We start from the raw sequence: 15508 nt of genomic DNA, 5'->3' as shown, positions 1-15508 counted from the left end.
ACAGAACGCGACACGAGGCGAATGACGGTTCGTCAGGAAAGGCTGCCGTAGCGAGGGATGCCGCTACCGGGGGAGGCTGGGTAGCGTCCGCTGCAGTGCCCGGGCGAGTTCTCCGAGGTGGTCGTCGCGCTCGGCGACGGCGTCGAGCGACGGAGGATCGAAGGTGCCGTTCTCCGCGGCGGTGACGGCCTCGATCAGCCGGGCGACCTGCCGTTGGTGGTCCTCCTCGATCCGGCTGAGCCGACTGCGCAGCAGGATGCCGTTGACGCGGGCCATGAGTAGCAACGCGTTGAGGGGTTTGGGCAGGTAGTCCTCGGCGCCGAGCTCCAGGCACCGGATGACGCTGTCCATCTCGTCCAGCTGGGAGATCACGATCACGGGGGTCGGGCGGAGTGCGGGGTCGCCTTTCATGATCTCCAGGGTGGTGTAGCCGTCCATCTGAGGCATGACGATGTCGAGGAGCACGACGTGGAATGTCTCCTCCCTCATGAGGCGCAGTGCCTGCTGCCCGTTCTCGGCGGCCGTGGCGTGGATTCCGTTGATCTCCAGCCGGTAGGTCAGCATCATGCGGTTGGTGCGGTCGTCGTCGACCACCAGTACGCGGCCTGTGTCCGTGGTCATGGTGTGAGCTCTGCTCTCAGTCGTTCCAGGGCCTTTCGGCATCTGCGGTACTCGGTCTCGATGCGTGGGACCACGGGTGCGGCTTCGGCCAGCGCCCCTTGTGCCGCGCGGTGCTCGAGGTCCGCGCACAGGGCGGCCAGGACAGTTGCGCCGAAGGTGGTCGCGTTGGATCGCAGCGTGTGGGCGGCGCGGTGGACCTCGTCGGGATCGCCTGCCGGGATCGCCGAACCGATGGTCGCCAGGAGAGCGGGCGAGTCCTCGAGGAACGCCCCGATGACCTCGGCGGCGAAGGCCGGCGTGAGCGACTCGACGAGCCGCTGCACGGTGCCGGCGTCGAGGGGCTGCTCCCCCTCCGGCTCCCACGCCGACTCCCCCTCCGACGGCGCCGCGTCGGCGGATGGCGGGTGGTCGTTCGGCCGGCAGCGGCGCAGGGCGCGGCTGAGTTCTCCCAGGCGCAGCGGCTTGCTGAGGTAGTCGTCCATACCCGCGGCGAGGCAGGCCTCGCGGTCGCCGGCCATGGCGTTGGCGGTCATGGCGATGATGCGCGGCCGGGTCTGGCGAGGCCATTCCCGGTGGATGCGGCGTGCTGCTTCGAGCCCGTCCATGTGGGGCATCTGGACGTCCATCAGGACCACGTCGTAGGGCTGCTGCCGGAGGGCGTCCAGGGCCTGGACGCCGTTCTCGGCCACCTGCGCGCGGTATCCGAGCCGCTTGAGCATGTGCAGCACCAGCACGCGGTTCGTCTGGTTGTCCTCCGCGAGCAGGATGCGCAGGTCGTGGGCGGGCGGCTGCGCTTGGGGAGCACGGGTCGGCGCCGGCCGGGACGCGGACGGCTGGGCGGCGGCCTGCGGCAGGCTCTGGAGTGCGCTGCGGATCTCGTCGTACAGGTGGTCCGCCTTGATGGGTTTGGTGTGGTAGCTGTCGAACTCGGTGAGGGTCTCGGCACTGTGGCGGCCGACCGAGGTGAGCAGGATGAGCGGCAGGGCGGCCCGGTCCCGCCAGCGGCGGATCTCGTGGGAGAGCGCGGCACCATTCGTCTCCGGGAACTGGTAGTCCAGGATGCCGATGTCGAAGGGATCGCCACGGCGGATCCAGTCGAGGGCCTCGTGCGGGAATTCGGTGGCGCGGACGACCATTCCCCAGGACTCTCCCTGGAGAGTGAGGATCATGCGGTTGGTGGCGTTGTCGTCGACCACCAGCAGGCGCTTGTCCTGGAGGTCGGGCAGCCGGGTCGGTTTGGAGCGGATCCGCATCGCGGCGGGTGTCTGCCGGGTACGGATGGTGAAGTGGAAGGTGGACCCCTGGCCCGGGGTGCTCTCCGCCCAGATCGTTCCACCCATGAGTTCGGTGAGGCGCTGACTGATCGCCAGCCCCAGGCCGGTGCCCTCGAAGCGCCTGCTGCTGGACGTGTCGAGCTGCTCGAAGGCGTGGAAGAGCAGTTCCATGCGGTCGGCGGTGATGCCGATGCCGGTGTCGCGGACGGCGAAGTGCAGGTCCAGGTGGTCCAGGTGATCGCCGCCGGCGGTGTCGGCCAGGTCCGGCCCGGGCTCGACGGAGAGCACCACCTCGCCCTCGGGCGTGAACTTGACCGCGTTGCTGAGCAGGTTGCCGATGACCTGGCGCAGGCGCAGCGGGTCGCCCATCACCTCGTGCGGGATGCTCGGGTCGACGATGTAGGCGAGGTCGAGGTTCTTCTGGGCGGCTCGGCTGGCGATCAGGTCGAATGCACCCTCGATGCAGCGGCGCAGGTCAATGGACTTGTTGTCCAGGTCGAGCTTGCCGGCTTCGATCTTGGAGAAGTCGAGGATGTCGTTGATGATCATCAACAGGCTCTCCCCGCTGTCGTGGATGATCTCGACGAACTCGCGCTGCTCGCTCTCCAGGCGCGTGTCCAGGAGCAGGTCGGTCATGCCGATCACGGAGTTGAGCGGAGTGCGGATCTCGTGGCTCATCGTGGCGAGGAAGGTGCCTTTCGCCTGGTTGGCGACTTCTGCGGTCTCCTTGGAGATCTGCAACTGCTGTGCGGAGTGGGCACGTTCGAGGACTCGCCCGAGCTGGGTGCCGGCATTGAGGACGAGTTTGCACAGCGCCTCGTCCGGCTCGGTGGGCCCGGGGGCGAGGAACTCGAGTACGCCGGAGACCTGCTGGCCTTGCAACAGCGGAAACACCAGGTAACTGCGCAGCTGCGTCCCGCTGTTCCTCCGCTCGGCCGCCAGATCCGGGTCCTGGTCGAGGTCGCTGATCCAGGCGGGTTCGCCACTGGTCCGGACCTGATCGGCGAGTCCCCCGTGCGCCGAGGCCTGGACAGCCTCCAGCAGTTCCCTGAGCGGACCGCCCGTGGCGTCCAGGTGCCAGACCGAGGTGACCGTGGCGGGCGTGGCCGGCTGGTCGTCGGGGGGCCGAATCGGGGGATGGTCGAGGCCGGCGCGGCCGACCGGCCATCGGGTGTAGGCGCACACCAGATCGAGGATGACCTGGGCCGCCTGCTCCGGTGTGGCGGCCACGTTGGCCGCGGAGGCGACGCCCTCAAGCAGTTCGACCGAGGCGTTGCGCTGGTCGAGTTGGCTGGTGCGCTGGCGGACCTTGCGCTCGATGGCGGTGTAGCTGTCCTGGAGCCGAGCGGCCATGGCGTTGAACGCCGCGGCCACGGTGGCGATCTCGTCCCGGCTCTTCACGCGGGCACGCCACCCGAGGTCGCCCCGGGTGAGGGAGTCGGCGGCCTCGGCGACGTTGCCCAGATCCTTGACCATGCGGCGGCCGATGAACACGGTCATGGCGGTGACCAGGGCGAGGGCGGCGCCGATGATCGAGAGCGTGGCCACGTTGTGCAGGAAGTCCCGGTGCTCCCGGGTGTGCAGCATCGCGTTCCCCTGGCCCCACAGGGCGTCGGAGAGCCGGCCGTCCGCCTGCCGGGTCGCGGCCAACTGGGTGGTGTAGGCGCTCGCCGAGACGCTCTGCGGGCCGCTGGAGGTGGCGAGCTGGTTGCTGACGGCGGCCAGGCTGGTGACCGACTGACCGAGCTGCTGGAGCAGTGGACCGACCGTGGGCTGGAGGTTCCGGTCGTTGTTGATGTGGGGGGTGTCGGCGAAGGCCCGGGACAGGGTGGTCTGGAGCTGCTCCATGTCCTGCCCGAGGTCGTCACCGGCGTTCGCGACGGCGCGCGCGCCGCCGGATGTGGCCGAGGCCTGTCCCAGTTGGGCCTCGGTGGTGTCCCCGAGGTCGGCCAGGTGGTCGGTGATCCGCGGTTCCCACAGGGACAGGGCGATCAGCACGTAGCTGGTGTCGAGGTCGGGGTCGATGAGCAGTCCGCTGTGGTCGCCGACGTAGGAGATCAGGTTGATCAGGCCGGTGGTCAGCTGCTCGTTCATGGCCTCGCTGGTGGCCAGGTCGAGCGGCCCGGTCTTGATCCTGTTCCACTCCTGAGTCAGCGTGGCGGGGAGCAACTGGGGCATTCCGCTCTGGGCGAGGGCGGGGGCGGAGGTCCCCAGGACCGACCCGAGCGAGCGGTTGACGGAGTCGAGGGCGCCGAACTCCTGGTCGATGGTGCTCTCCACGGCCGCGATCTGGCCCGGCGGGACCGGCTCGCCGGTCAGTTGATGCCGCACCAGGGTGCGGTGCGTGGAGACGTTCAGGAGCAGCGGGTTGAGCAGGCGGATCACGCTGAGCCCGTTGACCTCGTTCTGGGAGAGGGTGATCCGGCTGTTCTGCTCGTTGACCAGGAAGGCGGCGGTGAGGCCGAGTGGGAGGGTGAGGGCCAGGAAGATGGCCGCCAGCTTGTGCCAGATGCGCGGCCTGGGCAGGAACCGCGGGCGACGCGCCCTGCGGCTGCGCTCGTTCCCGGTGGAGGACCGGGTCGTGCGCTCTGCGCCAGTGGTGTGCCGCATGCGGGGCTCCTTGTCGGTCTCGCTCACGGGGGCTCAGGTCGAGGTCGGGGGCGGGAGCTGGTCGGCGAGTTGGCGTCGGCTGGTGATGCCGAGCTTGCGGTAGGAGCTGGCCAGGTGGGCCTCCACGGTCTTGGGCGTGACGAACAGGGTCTGGGCGATCTCGCGGTTCGACCGGCCGGCCGCGGCCAGCTCGGCGACCCGGATCTCGCTGGGGGTCAGCGACTCGGATCCGCTGACCATGTGTCGGCGCGGGCGGCCGCCACCGGCCTTGAGCTCGGCCAGGACCTGCTCCATCAGCGCTGTCGCACCACAGGTGCGGGCGACGTCGAGAGCCTCGGTGAGGACACGCCGGGAGTCCGTGCGCTGGCCGCCGCGGCGCAGGGACGCCCCGTACTCGGCGGCGGCCTTGGCGTACTCCAGGCGGGCCTGGGTCGATTCCAGCCGCTGTACGGCCTGTTCGAGGAACGTGGTGCCCGGTTCACCGCGGTGGACGAGCCCGGCCACCCGCAGCGCGCGGCCTCGTGCCAGCGGCGCGCTCCAGTCACGGGTCAGCCGCAGCTCCTCCAGGGCCAGCACCTGTGCCTCGGCGTCCCGGTCCAGCAGGTGCAGGCAGAGGGCCGCCTCGGACTGCCAGGGGAGGACCGCGGGATTCTGGCCGCCCGCCGCCATGAAGGCCTCGCCTGCGGCCAGGGCGGTCTCCAGGGCCCCACCGATGTCTCCCAGCAGGCGCAGGAGCCGGGCGCGGCGCAGCAGCAGGTGGTAAATGAGGCCGGTCAGCGGGAGCGTGTCGCCTTCCAGCGCCCACTCCAGCGCCTTCTCGGCCTCGGGCAACCGGCCCTGTTCCATCAGGACCTCGGCCCAGATCGGGCCGAGGACGAGGCGGTGCAGGCTGATGCCGGAGGTCTCGGTGGCCGAGACGGCATCCAGCGCGTCGGCCTCGGCCTCGGCCAGGCTGCCGCGGCGCAGCCAGGCGAGGGCGCGGTAGGTGAGGGCGGAGGTGAGGCTGGCGGTCGAACCCTCGTGGTAGGCCTGGGTGACCGCAAGGTCCAGGCTGGTAAGCGCCTCGGGCCGGTCGGCGCAGATCAGCACCCACCAGGCCAGGACCGCAGGGGTGACGCCGACGGCCTTCCCGAGGAGCCGGCTGTCCTCCAGGGCACGCAGCGCCCGCGGCACCGCGCGAGGGTCGCCGACGATGGCGTCGTGTCCGGCGATGACGCAGTCCAGGATGCGCCCACCCGGGGTCGGGGCGAGCCCCGGCTGCCGCTGCCGCTGCCGGCCGACCTGGCGGAGGATGTCCTGGCGCAGGCCGGGGCCGGCCGGTTCCAGGAGGGGGATCGACAGGATGTCGGCCTGCAGCCTCGCGGTGAGGTCCGCCTCGTCGGGCGGTAGCTGGGCCAGGGCGTGCCGCCACACGTCGAGGGCCTCGGGAATGCGCTGGGTCAGCAGCAGGCCGGTGCCCAGCAGGCTGGCGATCATGGCGTGTCGGCGCCCGTCCCGGGCGAGCGGCAGCGCCTGGCGCAGGTAGCGCACCGAGGCCTCGGTGTCGGTCAGCTGAAGGGTCAGGCCGAGTTCGGACAGCACCGCCAGGCGGTCGTCGTCGCCCGACGCCTCGCCGAGGCAGCGCTGCAGATAGGTGGCGGCCGCGTGCGGGGAGCCGCGGGTGCGCGCCTCGTGTGCCGCCCGCGTCAGGAGCGGGACCAGGTGGGGCTGGCCGGTGGGCGGCGAGCGCAGCAGGTGCGCGGCCACCTGTTCGGCCTCGGCCCCGTCCTCGAAGAGCAGCTCGGCGGCTCGCCGGTGGGCCGCCCAGGTCTCCTCGGGAGCCATCGCCTGATAGACCGCCGCCCGGACCACGGGATGGGTGTAACCGATCCCCGGCCGGGACCCCGGACCGGGCTCGGCGCGCAGCAGGTCGATCCGCCGGAGATCGGCGCCCGCCTGCATGGCGGTGGTCAGCGGCAGCTCGGCCAGTGCTGCGGCCTGTTCGAGGGAGACGCCGTCACCGAGGACGGCCACTGCCCGGGCCAGCGCCAGGGCCGCCGGGGTGAGGCGTCGGGTCCACAGCGACACCCAGCGGGCGGCGGCCCGCGGACCGACCTCGGCGACCTGCCCGACGTTGCCGACCTGCGGCGCGACGCGTTCGAGCATCAGTGTGGCCACCGTCTCCTTGAGGAGCAGGGGATTGCCGCCCGTGGCGCTGTGGCAGGCGGCCAGGAACTCGTCGTCGACCTGCTCGGCCGGCGAACCGCGGGCGAACTCACCGCGCACCAGGCTGAAGGCCGCGGCGGGGCTCAGTGCCCGGGGACGCAGCAGCAGGCAGGCCCGGTCGGTGGTGATGCGCTCCAGCAGCTGGCGCCCGCTGCCGGGCTCGCCGCGCCGCAGGGCCGCCACCACGCACACGCCGAGCGCGTCCAGCCGCGGCAGTAAGTAGGCCAGGAACTGCAGCGAGGCGACGTCCGCCCAGTGCATGTCGTCCACGAGCAGCATCAGCGGCCGCTGCTCGGACAGGTTGGTGGTGAGCCAGAGCAGCCCGTGCAGGACGGCGAAGTCATGCTCGGCGCTGTCGCCGGTCGTGACCGGCCCGAAGACGGGGTCGGCCTGGCCGGCCGCGCCGGAGAGCAGCTGCCGGCGCTGCTGAGGGTCACTCCCTGCCAGCAGCGGCTCGAACAGCTGTCGAACGACGCCGAAGGCGAAGTCGCTCTCCAGTTCCATGCCGCGGGCGGTGGCCACCCACAGGTCATGGCTCCTGGCGACGGCGTGTACCGCGGCGAGCAGGCTGCTCTTGCCGATGCCCGGCAGCCCCTCGACGGCAGCAAAGCCTCCCCGCCCGCTCCGGGCCCTGGTCACCAGGCCGGCCAGAGCGTCGATCTCGGCTTCGCGCTCGTACAGCGCGCTGCTGTACTCCACCAAACCAGTATGCGTTCCGGGTGTCACTCACGCAGAGTGCCGGGGATACCAGGGCGGGGGTTAGGGGGTTTCCCTAATGTCGCGGACGCGGGCGCCGCATAGAACTGATCACATGACCAGTTGGTTCTCACAGCTTGGAACGATCATGACTGCGATCCCCGCTCAGCCCGCTCCCGTGAGTGCCGCTCCGGTGGTCGAGCAGCACGACGAGTACAGCCTGCCGCACCACGCCACGGCGCCCTCGAAGGCCAGGCACCACGCGCGGCAGGTGCTGGCCGACTGGGGACTCGCGGAGGAGCTGGTCTTCGACGCCCTCCTGGTGGTCTCCGAGCTGGTCACCAACGCGGTCGAGCACGCGCTGCCGCCGACCACCCTGCGGCTGCAGGCCCACGCGACCGACGGGCGCACCGAGCTGCAGGTCGACGTCATGGACGGCGGCCCGGCCGCACACGACGGGGAGTGGACCAGCAGCTGCGCGGCCGACGAGCACGGCCGCGGCCGGCAGATCGTCGCGGCGCTCGCGAACGGCACCGTCAGCGAGGAGGGTGCCGGCGGCGGCGACCACGGCGCCACGCTGCGGACGGCGGAGGCGGCGCGAGCTGCCGGGCCGGTCGGCGAGGGGAGCTTCGGATGAGCGCGGAAACGGTCGGCCGGAGCCGCGAGGCGGCCCGACTGCGCGACGTGCTGTCCCAGCTGCCCGCCGTGGCGCTGGTGGAAGGGGAGGCCGGGGTGGGCAAGTCCCAGCTGGTCCACGAAGCCGCCGGCGCGATGCGCCGGCAGGGGACACGGGTGCTGACCGGCTGCTGTCATCCGCTGCGCGAGTCGCTGCCGTACGGGCCCGTCCTGGAGGCGGTGTCCGCCGGGACCGACGGCTGGTCCGCGCCGGACCGTCTGCCCCCGCAGACCGGTGCGCTGGCCCGCCTGCTGCCCGGGCTCGCCGATCGCCTGCCGCCCGCGCCGCCGGAACCGGCCGACCACCGCGCCGCCCGCTTCCAGATCGTGGGCGCGGTGCGCGGGATCCTGGCGGCGCTGGGCCCGGTGGTGCTGGTCGTCGAGGACGTGCAGTGGGCCGACCCGGCCACCCGCGATCTGCTGTTCCTGCTGGCCCGCGACGTGCCGGAGCACGTCGGACTGCTGCTGACCTACCGGCACCAGGACCTCCCGGCCGGCACTCCGGTGCTCGGCACCCCCTACCGCCGTCCGCCCGGGACGGCGGGCGTGGAGATCGCCCTGGAGGCGCTGACCGAACCTGACGTACAGGGCATGTCCACCGCCCTCGGCTCCTGGGCCGGACCCGCCGTCGCCCGCACGCTCTTCGAGCGCAGCGCCGGGCTGCCGCTGGTCGTGCAGGAGGACCTGGCCACCCTGGCGGACTGGAGCAGGCAGGGCCGGCCGGGTGGCGACGTGGTCGAGGCTCTGGAGCGCGCCAGGGTGCCGCGGGCGCTGGCCGAGGCCGTCCTGGGCCGGCTGGCGGGCCTGTCCCCCGCGGCGACGGCCCTCGCCCACGCGGCCGCCGTGCTCCGCACCGCCGCCGGCTGCGGGACGCTCGCGCAGGTCGCCGGAGTGGACGCCGCGCTGGCGCCCGCCGCGCTGGCGGAGGGGTTGCGGGCGGCGGTGCTGCACGAGCACGTCCCGGGGCGGTACGGACTGCGCCATGCCCTGGCCCGGCAGGCCGTGTACCAGGACATCCCCGGCCCGCGCCGCGAGAGCCTGCACCGCACCGCCCGCCAGGTCCTGGGTGCTCAGCCGGCTCCCCCGCTGGTGCAGGTCGCCTACCACGCGAAGGCGCTGGGTGACCTGGCCGACTGGCTGCCCGAAGCCGAGGCCGCCGCCGCGCAGGCCGCCGCCCGGGGCGACGGCGGCACCGCCGGGCCGCTGCTGCGGGCCGTCCTGGCCGAGCCGCAGCTCGACCCCGGTTCGCGGGCCCGCTGCGCGCTGGCGCTGGCCCGCCTCGCGCGGGACGGCGACGAGGTCGCTCCCAACACCGACGAACTCCGCCGGCTGCTGGCCGACCCCGGCCTCGCGGTGGAGGTCCGCGGGGAGATCCGGCTCGCCCTGGGCCTGGTCCTGGTCGACCAGGCCGACCGGTCCGGCTCCCCCGAGCTGCGGCAGGCCGTGCGAGAGCTGGCCGGCCGACCGGAACTGGCCGTGCGCGCCATGGCCGGGCTCGCCCGAAGCGAGCCCCGGTTGTACCGGACGTGGCTGCAGCACGCCGAGCGGACCGTCGCGGCGCTGTCCTGCCCCGTGGCACACGCCGCGGTGCGGGGCACCCGGCTGGGCCTGATGGCCCGGGACGGGGACCCGGCCGTCTGGACGCTGGTCGACCGGTTGCCCCGCTCCGATGCCGATCGCGAGGTACTGCGGGAGTACGCGCGCGCGATCCACGATGTCGGCGTCGCCGCGATGGAGCACGGCCACGACGAACGCGCCGCCGACCTGCTGACGGAGTGCCAGAACCTGGGCGGGCGCAGCCGCGCTGCCGACCTGGAGCTGCGCGGCCGCACCGGCCTGCTGGTCCTCGACTGGCTGGCCGGCCGGTGGACGGGCCTGGCCGACCGGGTCACGGCGCTCGCCGCGGACGCCGGCGGCACGCCGCGGGTCGACCGGGCCGCCGCCGTCGTCCGCGGGAACCTGGCTGCGGTGCGCGGGCAGTGGAACCGCGCCCTGGCCGAGTTCGGCCGCGCCGCAGCCCTGGAGGAGCCGCCCGCCGAGGCCGGCGAGGTACTCGGCGCCATCGCGGGCATCGCCCACGTCCGGCTGGCCCAGGGAGATCCACACGGCGCGTGGGCCGCGCTTGCGGACGTCCTGCCCAGCACACCGCGCCCCTGGGTCGGCGGCCTACTCCCGGTCGCCGTGCGAGCCGCACTGGCCTGTGGGCACCAGGAGGCCGCCCGCCAGCTGGTCACCCATGCCGAACACCCCACCGCCGGCCACGACAGCCCCGCCGCGGCCGCCGCCTTCGCCCTCAGCCACGGACTGCTGCTGGCGGACGCCGGCGCCGCCGCTGCGGCCGGCGAGCAGTTCCAGCGCGCCCAGCTGATCTACCAGGCCGCCGGCCGGCCCTACCAGGCCGCGCAGGCCGACGAGTACCTCGCCCACACCAGGCTGCCCGCCGAACCGCACGCCGCGACCCAGCAGTTGGCCCGAATCGCCGACGTCTACACACGCTTGGGCGCCACTGCGGATGCCTCCCGCTGCCAGCGGACCCTGCGCGACCTGGGTCTGACACTCCCCCGCCCGCGCGGGCGACGCGGCTGCGACCGGCAGCTCTCCCCTCGACAGCTGCAGGTCGCACTGCTCCTCGCCGACGGCGCCAGCAACCTGGACATCGCCCAGGCCCTGTGCGTGTCACCGCGCACCGCAGAGCACCACGTCGCCGACACCTTGAAGAAACTCGGCGTCCCCAGAAGAGCCCTGTGCGACACGGGCGTCACCGCCGCACTCGGAGCGCCGTGAGCGAGGCCGACGGCGCGTCAGCCGCCGTTCTCCCAGGTGACGGCGAAGTCCCCGGCGGAGATCGGGCCGGGCTGCGCCAGCACGGCACCTCCGTCCCCGTCGCCCAGCACGACTTCGAGGGGCGAGTAACTACCGAGCGGGGCGCCGTTGGCGGTGGCGCCAGTGAAGTTCACCGTTCCGAAGTTGGACAGGCTCGCTCGCTGCCCACCGAGCTGGGGTGCCTCGGCGATGACCTCGGCGGTGCTGTCCTGCGATCCTGCGGACCCCTGCTGGACGGTGCTCTGCGTCCAGTTCTGGGTGCTGTCCGCCACGGTCATGGTGAACGTGCCGTCACCGTTGTCGACCACGCTGCCGGTCAGGTGGTCGCCGGGCTGGACGGTCACCGAGTACGGCGTCTCGGCGGCCGGGAGCACCTCCCACCACGCGCGGTAGACGGGCTGGCCGTTGAAGCAGTCCGCCTCGGTGCCGGTCTGCTCCAGCGGGCCGGAGCCGTCCAGGCCTACCCAGAAGGAGGCGTAGGTGTCCTGCGCGCCGCACGTCACGGCGGGCTGGACCCAGGAGGCGGAGACGGAGGTGAAGCTGCCGGGAGGGCCGCCGGCCTGGTAGCCGGCCCAGATCCCGGACGTGGCGGTGCCGGCCGGGGTGGCGGCGGCTGCCGCAGGCGCGGCGAGCACCGCGACGGCCAGGCCGGCGGCCACCGCGAGCAGACGGGCGGAGCTTGTCTCGGACATGAGGATTCCTCTCCGAACGAGAACGTGGTTGCGGGAGCGGGCCGGCCCCTCCCCGGCAGCACGGCCGGGGAGGGGCCGGGTGGATCAGTTCTGGACGAGTCCGCCCACGGCGTGGATCTCGTCGACGTCGCCGGTGTTGAAGAAGCTCCACGGCACCGTGAAGAAGCCGCCGTCACCCCAGCCGCTGCCCCAGCTGTTCTCGATCTTCACCCCCTGGTCGTTGTAGGCCACGATGGTCACCTCGTGCCCGCCGACCACCGGGTCGCTGCTGGAGTTGCCCGGGAGGTAGCTGTAGTTGGACGCGCTCTGGGCGTTCAGCCCCATGAAGCTCTGGTGCACCGTGAAGCCGATCGGCACGGGCTCGCCCTGGGAGATCGCGTCCTCGATGGCAGCCCGGGCGTCCGGGCCGCTGACGGGCAGCGTCTTGAAGCCGGACAGCTTGTAGTTCGCCGCGTTCGCGCGCTCGTTGGCGTCGGGCTGGGTGGTGTAGTCGAAGTCCCCCTGCCAGTAGTCGGACTTGGTGTCGATCCCCTGCGCCTGCTCCATGGGGAGGGCGACGCCCGCGTAGGTGCCCTGGTCGTTGCCCTGGGCGATCTGCGCGTAGATGAACATGGGCGCCGTCGGGAAGCCGCTGATGTGCTGCTCGTTCATCAGGAGGCCGTACGAGGTGTAGCCGGTGGCCCAGGCCACGCAGGAACCGACCGGCCCCTGGTCACCGGGCGTCGGTGCGTACTGGGTCAGGTCCGCGCTGGACGGCACGGCACCCTCGCGCTGGAGGGGCGCCTGCGCCGTGTCCTCCTGCGCGCCGGCGCCGAAGGCGTGGGCCCGCAGGGCGGAGATGTTGAGGCCCAGACCATGCTGCTCGGAGCCCGCGGACGGCTCGTCGGACCTGGTCGCGGCGGCGGCGCTGGCCACCGGCGCCAGGCACGACAGCGCCAGGACGGCGGCTATGGCGGAGAAGCTCTTGATACGCACTGGTGTTCGACTCCTTGGTCGGATCTGTCCACGAGGACAGAAAGCGGACGTGCGTCTCCCCGAAATACGGCGATGAGACGTCATATGCCTGCGGATCGGGAATCGCTGAGCAATCGTCAGCGCGATTCCTCCGCACCACCTGGACGGCTTGCGAATCGGCGCCGCCCCGGGCAACAGAAGCAAAGCAGCGCGCCGAATTGACGGTCAACTCCCGGACACTACGCAACTGTTCGTCGAACAAGACCGGGTATCCGTGCCGACGGGCTTCCGTACTGCGCGGTTCACTCGGCTCCCGGACCGTCCCCGACGGACAGGTCGGCACGGGAGGCCACCCGCAGCTTGCGCATCGCCCGGGCGACGTGCTGTTCGACCGTGCGCGGGGACAGGTACAGGGTGGTGGCGATCTCACGGTTCGTCAGGCCGCCGGCCGCCAGGGCCGCGACCTCCTGCTCCCGTGGCGAGAGGCGATCCCCGTACGAAGGCCGGCCGACCGGCTGACGGTCGACCGACGGGTGTCCGCGCATCGCCGTCCGCACCCGGGCCAGGTCCCAGGAGGCCCCGAGCTTCTCCAACTCACCCTCAGCGAGGCGTAGTTCATCCAGTCCATCGGGCGAGGAGAGATCGGCCGCCAGCGTCAAGCGGGCGATCCGCTCGGCAAGCAGCGCCGCCTCGTACGGGCGCGGCAGCGCGAGGTGGCCGACTCGGGCCTCGCGGTAGCACTCCGCGGCCCGCGCCAGGTCACCGTCCGCCTCGGCGAGCAGGCCCCGGCACCAGGTCAGCGCGGCATCGGCCAGCGGGGCGGTGCGGCTCGCGATACCCGCCGCCAGCTCCTCCACCATCTCGCGGGCCGCGTCCGGCCGACCTGCGCACACGGTCGCCTCGACCGCCCAGGGCGCGGGGCCGGCCGCCCAGGCCCACACCGCCTTGGTCTGCAGCGCGGCCCACACGGCGCCCGCCCGTTCGGCGGCGGCGGGCACGTCCCCACGGGCCAGCGCCAGGCGGATCCGGGCGCCGGCCGCCGCCGCGGCCTGCGGGACGTCGCCGCCCGGCCGGTCCGGTCTCGCCAGCGAGGTACCGACCTGCACCCAGTCGCCCTTCGCCAACGCGACCACGCCGAGCACCAGATGAGCCTCGTTGACGACCGACGGCATGTTCTCCGCCTCGGCCACCAGCGTCCGCGCGCGAGCGGCCAGGCCGTCCCAGCGCCCGGTGGCCCAGTCCAGCAGCACCGCGCTCCACCGCACGAGCTTCTCGACCCGCCGCGACCCGCTGCGGACCGCCGGCTCCAGGGCCTGGGCCAGCAGGTCGGCCGAGCGGCCGTACTCGCCCAGCCAGAACGCGCCGCCGGCGGCGTTGCACAGCGCCCGGGCGCAGTGGTGCAGGCAGTGCGGATCGTCACTGCTCTGCGGCAGCCCCTCCAGCAGCCGCCACGCCGCGGAATCCCCCACGGAGGTCAGCAGACTGATGCGGTTGGCCATCACCGCCGTCCGGGCGGCGGCATCCCCGCTCTCCTCCGCCCGGGCCGCCGCCTTGGCCAGCCAGTCGAGGCCTTCGGCCACCGGGACGCCCGGCACGTCCACCGCCCCGAGGGCCGCCAGCGCGCGTGCCGCCAGCGCCGGGTCACTCTCCAGCTCCTCCGCTGCTCGGATCAGTTCGCGATAGGCCTCGACTCCCTGGTCGAGATGGTTGAGCAGCAGCAGGCCGAGCCCGAGCCGGATCTCGCCACGGGCCGCGCCGGGCAGCGCGCCCTCGTCGACGACGCGGCGCAGCAGCACCGCCGTCTGCTCCGAGCTGAGGCCCAACACTGCGCTGCGGGCCAGGGTCGGGGCCAGTCGCTGCCGGGCGGAGTTGGGCAGGCCGGGTTCGGCCAGTGCCTCCTCGAGGAGCGTGACCACCGACTCATGGGCGCCCGTCCCGGCTGCCTCCTCGACCGACCTGGCCACGCCCTCCACCCAGTCGTGGTTGCGCCCGCCGGCGAAACGGTGCCTGGCCAGCTGTGCCCACGGCACCTGTTCCCGCCGCTCCAGCAGCGCCGCGGCCCGGCTGTGCAGGGCCTGCCGGGCCGGGCCGGGAACCGTCCGGTACACCGCGGTGGCCGCCATCGGGACCCGGAACCCGTAGCGGTCCTGGCCGAGTTGGTGAAGCGCGGCGGTCCGCAGCGCAGCCAGCAGCGCGAGGTGGCCGGCCGCGCCCGGCATACCGGCGACCTCGGCCAGGGCGGCCGCCCCGGCCGGCTCGTCCAGCACCGCGGCCGCCCAGGCGATGGGCCGGTGGGCCGTCGTCAGCGCGCAGGTGCGCCCCAGGATCAGTTCGGCCGGCCGCACGGGGAGTACGACCTCGTCCACCTGCCGTGCCGTCAGGCGCTCGCAGTCCGCCTCCGACCCCGGGGCCAGATCGGCCAGCAGGTCCACGACCACCTGCGCCACCCCGCCGGAACGCTGGTGCAGCCGGGTGGTGAACTCCGTCGAGCAGCTCTCGCCGATGGCCTCCAGGGCCAGCTGGCGCACCTCGCGGTGGTCGAGCGGGCGCAGTGCGATCCGCAGGGTGGCCAGCTCCGCCGGCAGTTCCAGCGCCGCGCCGAGCACCAGGCCCGGCTCGGCCAGCTCCTCCGGCCGACAGGTCAGCACGATGCACAGGCCGTCCCGCGGGTATTCGAGCAACCCGCGCAGCTCGGCCCGGTCCGCAGGCCCGGCCCGGTGCACGTCCTCCACCACCAGCAGTCCGGTCGGCCGCAGGTCGAGCAGCTCCCGCAGCTCGCACAACGGCCCGGGCAGCGAGCCGTCCTGAGCCGGCGCCGGCTGCGCCGGACCGGCCAGGACCACGGCGCCGGCCGGGGGGGGCCCCCCCGCCCCCCCCACCCCCCGGGGCACCCCCAGCGCCCCCCACGCCCCGCCCCCCCCCCATGGTAGCCGCAGAAAACCGGGGTCACCCACCCCC

Annotated in this window: 8 protein-coding genes; 2 read left to right on the top strand and 6 right to left on the bottom strand. The window is 73.2% G+C overall.

What is annotated here, in order from left to right; all coding sequences use genetic code 11:
- Window positions 1–63 precede the first annotated feature (63 nt).
- Genes P3T37_RS34780 through P3T37_RS34770 form a run of 3 tightly spaced genes read right to left on the bottom strand, consistent with a single transcriptional unit; the run spans window position 64 to window position 7409 of the window.
- The gene (locus P3T37_RS34780; RefSeq protein WP_280727954.1) at window positions 64–621 is read right to left on the bottom strand and encodes a response regulator; all 558 of its coding nucleotides are present in this window, start codon (window positions 619–621) and stop codon (window positions 64–66) included.
- On the bottom strand, window positions 618–4505 hold the full coding sequence (locus P3T37_RS34775) for a response regulator (protein ID WP_280727953.1): 3888 nt from the start codon (window positions 4503–4505) through the stop codon (window positions 618–620). The genes P3T37_RS34780 and P3T37_RS34775 overlap by 4 nt, the downstream gene beginning before the upstream one ends.
- A gap of 33 nt (window positions 4506–4538) precedes the next feature.
- Complete coding sequence (locus tag P3T37_RS34770; protein ID WP_280727952.1) at window positions 4539–7409, bottom strand: AAA family ATPase; 2871 nt, start codon at window positions 7407–7409, stop codon at window positions 4539–4541.
- A 145-nt stretch (window positions 7410–7554) separates the two neighbouring features.
- Between P3T37_RS34770 and P3T37_RS34765 the strand changes: the two genes are divergently transcribed.
- Together P3T37_RS34765 and P3T37_RS34760 are read left to right on the top strand one after the other, a co-directional pair.
- On the top strand, window positions 7555–8043 hold the full coding sequence (locus tag P3T37_RS34765) for an ATP-binding protein (protein WP_280727951.1): 489 nt from the start codon (window positions 7555–7557) through the stop codon (window positions 8041–8043).
- A complete protein-coding gene (locus tag P3T37_RS34760; RefSeq protein ID WP_280727950.1) occupies window positions 8040–10865 on the top strand; it encodes an AAA family ATPase in 2826 nt (941 codons plus the stop codon). The genes P3T37_RS34765 and P3T37_RS34760 overlap by 4 nt, the downstream gene beginning before the upstream one ends.
- Before the next feature lie 17 nt (window positions 10866–10882).
- On the opposite strand, the gene P3T37_RS34755 is transcribed toward P3T37_RS34760, so the two are convergent.
- From P3T37_RS34755 to P3T37_RS34745, 3 genes are all read right to left on the bottom strand, one after another.
- A complete protein-coding gene (locus P3T37_RS34755) occupies window positions 10883–11596 on the bottom strand; it encodes a G1 family glutamic endopeptidase (RefSeq protein WP_280727949.1) in 714 nt (237 codons plus the stop codon).
- 84 nt (window positions 11597–11680) lie between these two features.
- The gene (locus P3T37_RS34750; protein WP_280727948.1) at window positions 11681–12571 is read right to left on the bottom strand and encodes a C1 family peptidase; all 891 of its coding nucleotides are present in this window, start codon (window positions 12569–12571) and stop codon (window positions 11681–11683) included.
- A 281-nt stretch (window positions 12572–12852) separates the two neighbouring features.
- Window positions 12853–15393: a LuxR family transcriptional regulator gene (locus P3T37_RS34745; RefSeq protein ID WP_280727947.1), complete on the bottom strand. Its 2541-nt coding sequence runs from the start codon at window positions 15391–15393 to the stop codon at window positions 12853–12855.
- Window positions 15394–15508: the final 115 nt, after the last annotated feature.

Origin of the sequence: Kitasatospora sp. MAA4, from assembly GCF_029893355.1 — a bacterium.
GTDB lineage: Bacteria > Actinomycetota > Actinomycetes > Streptomycetales > Streptomycetaceae > Kitasatospora.
Note: the sequence above shows the minus strand (reverse complement) of the source record. Positions and strands in the feature narration are given on the sequence as shown.

What these genes read in the sequence shown, in the direction of transcription:
- P3T37_RS34775 (WP_280727953.1), bottom strand. Translation starts at nt 4,505, where the DNA reads ATGCGGCACACCACTGGCGCAGAGCGCACGACCCGGTCCTCCACCGGG.
- P3T37_RS34765 (WP_280727951.1), top strand. Translation starts at nt 7,555, where the DNA reads ATGACTGCGATCCCCGCTCAGCCCGCTCCCGTGAGTGCCGCTCCGGTG.
- P3T37_RS34755 (WP_280727949.1), bottom strand. Translation starts at nt 11,596, where the DNA reads ATGTCCGAGACAAGCTCCGCCCGTCTGCTCGCGGTGGCCGCCGGCCTG.
- P3T37_RS34780 (WP_280727954.1), bottom strand. Translation starts at nt 621, where the DNA reads ATGACCACGGACACAGGCCGCGTACTGGTGGTCGACGACGACCGCACC.
- P3T37_RS34760 (WP_280727950.1), top strand. Translation starts at nt 8,040, where the DNA reads ATGAGCGCGGAAACGGTCGGCCGGAGCCGCGAGGCGGCCCGACTGCGC.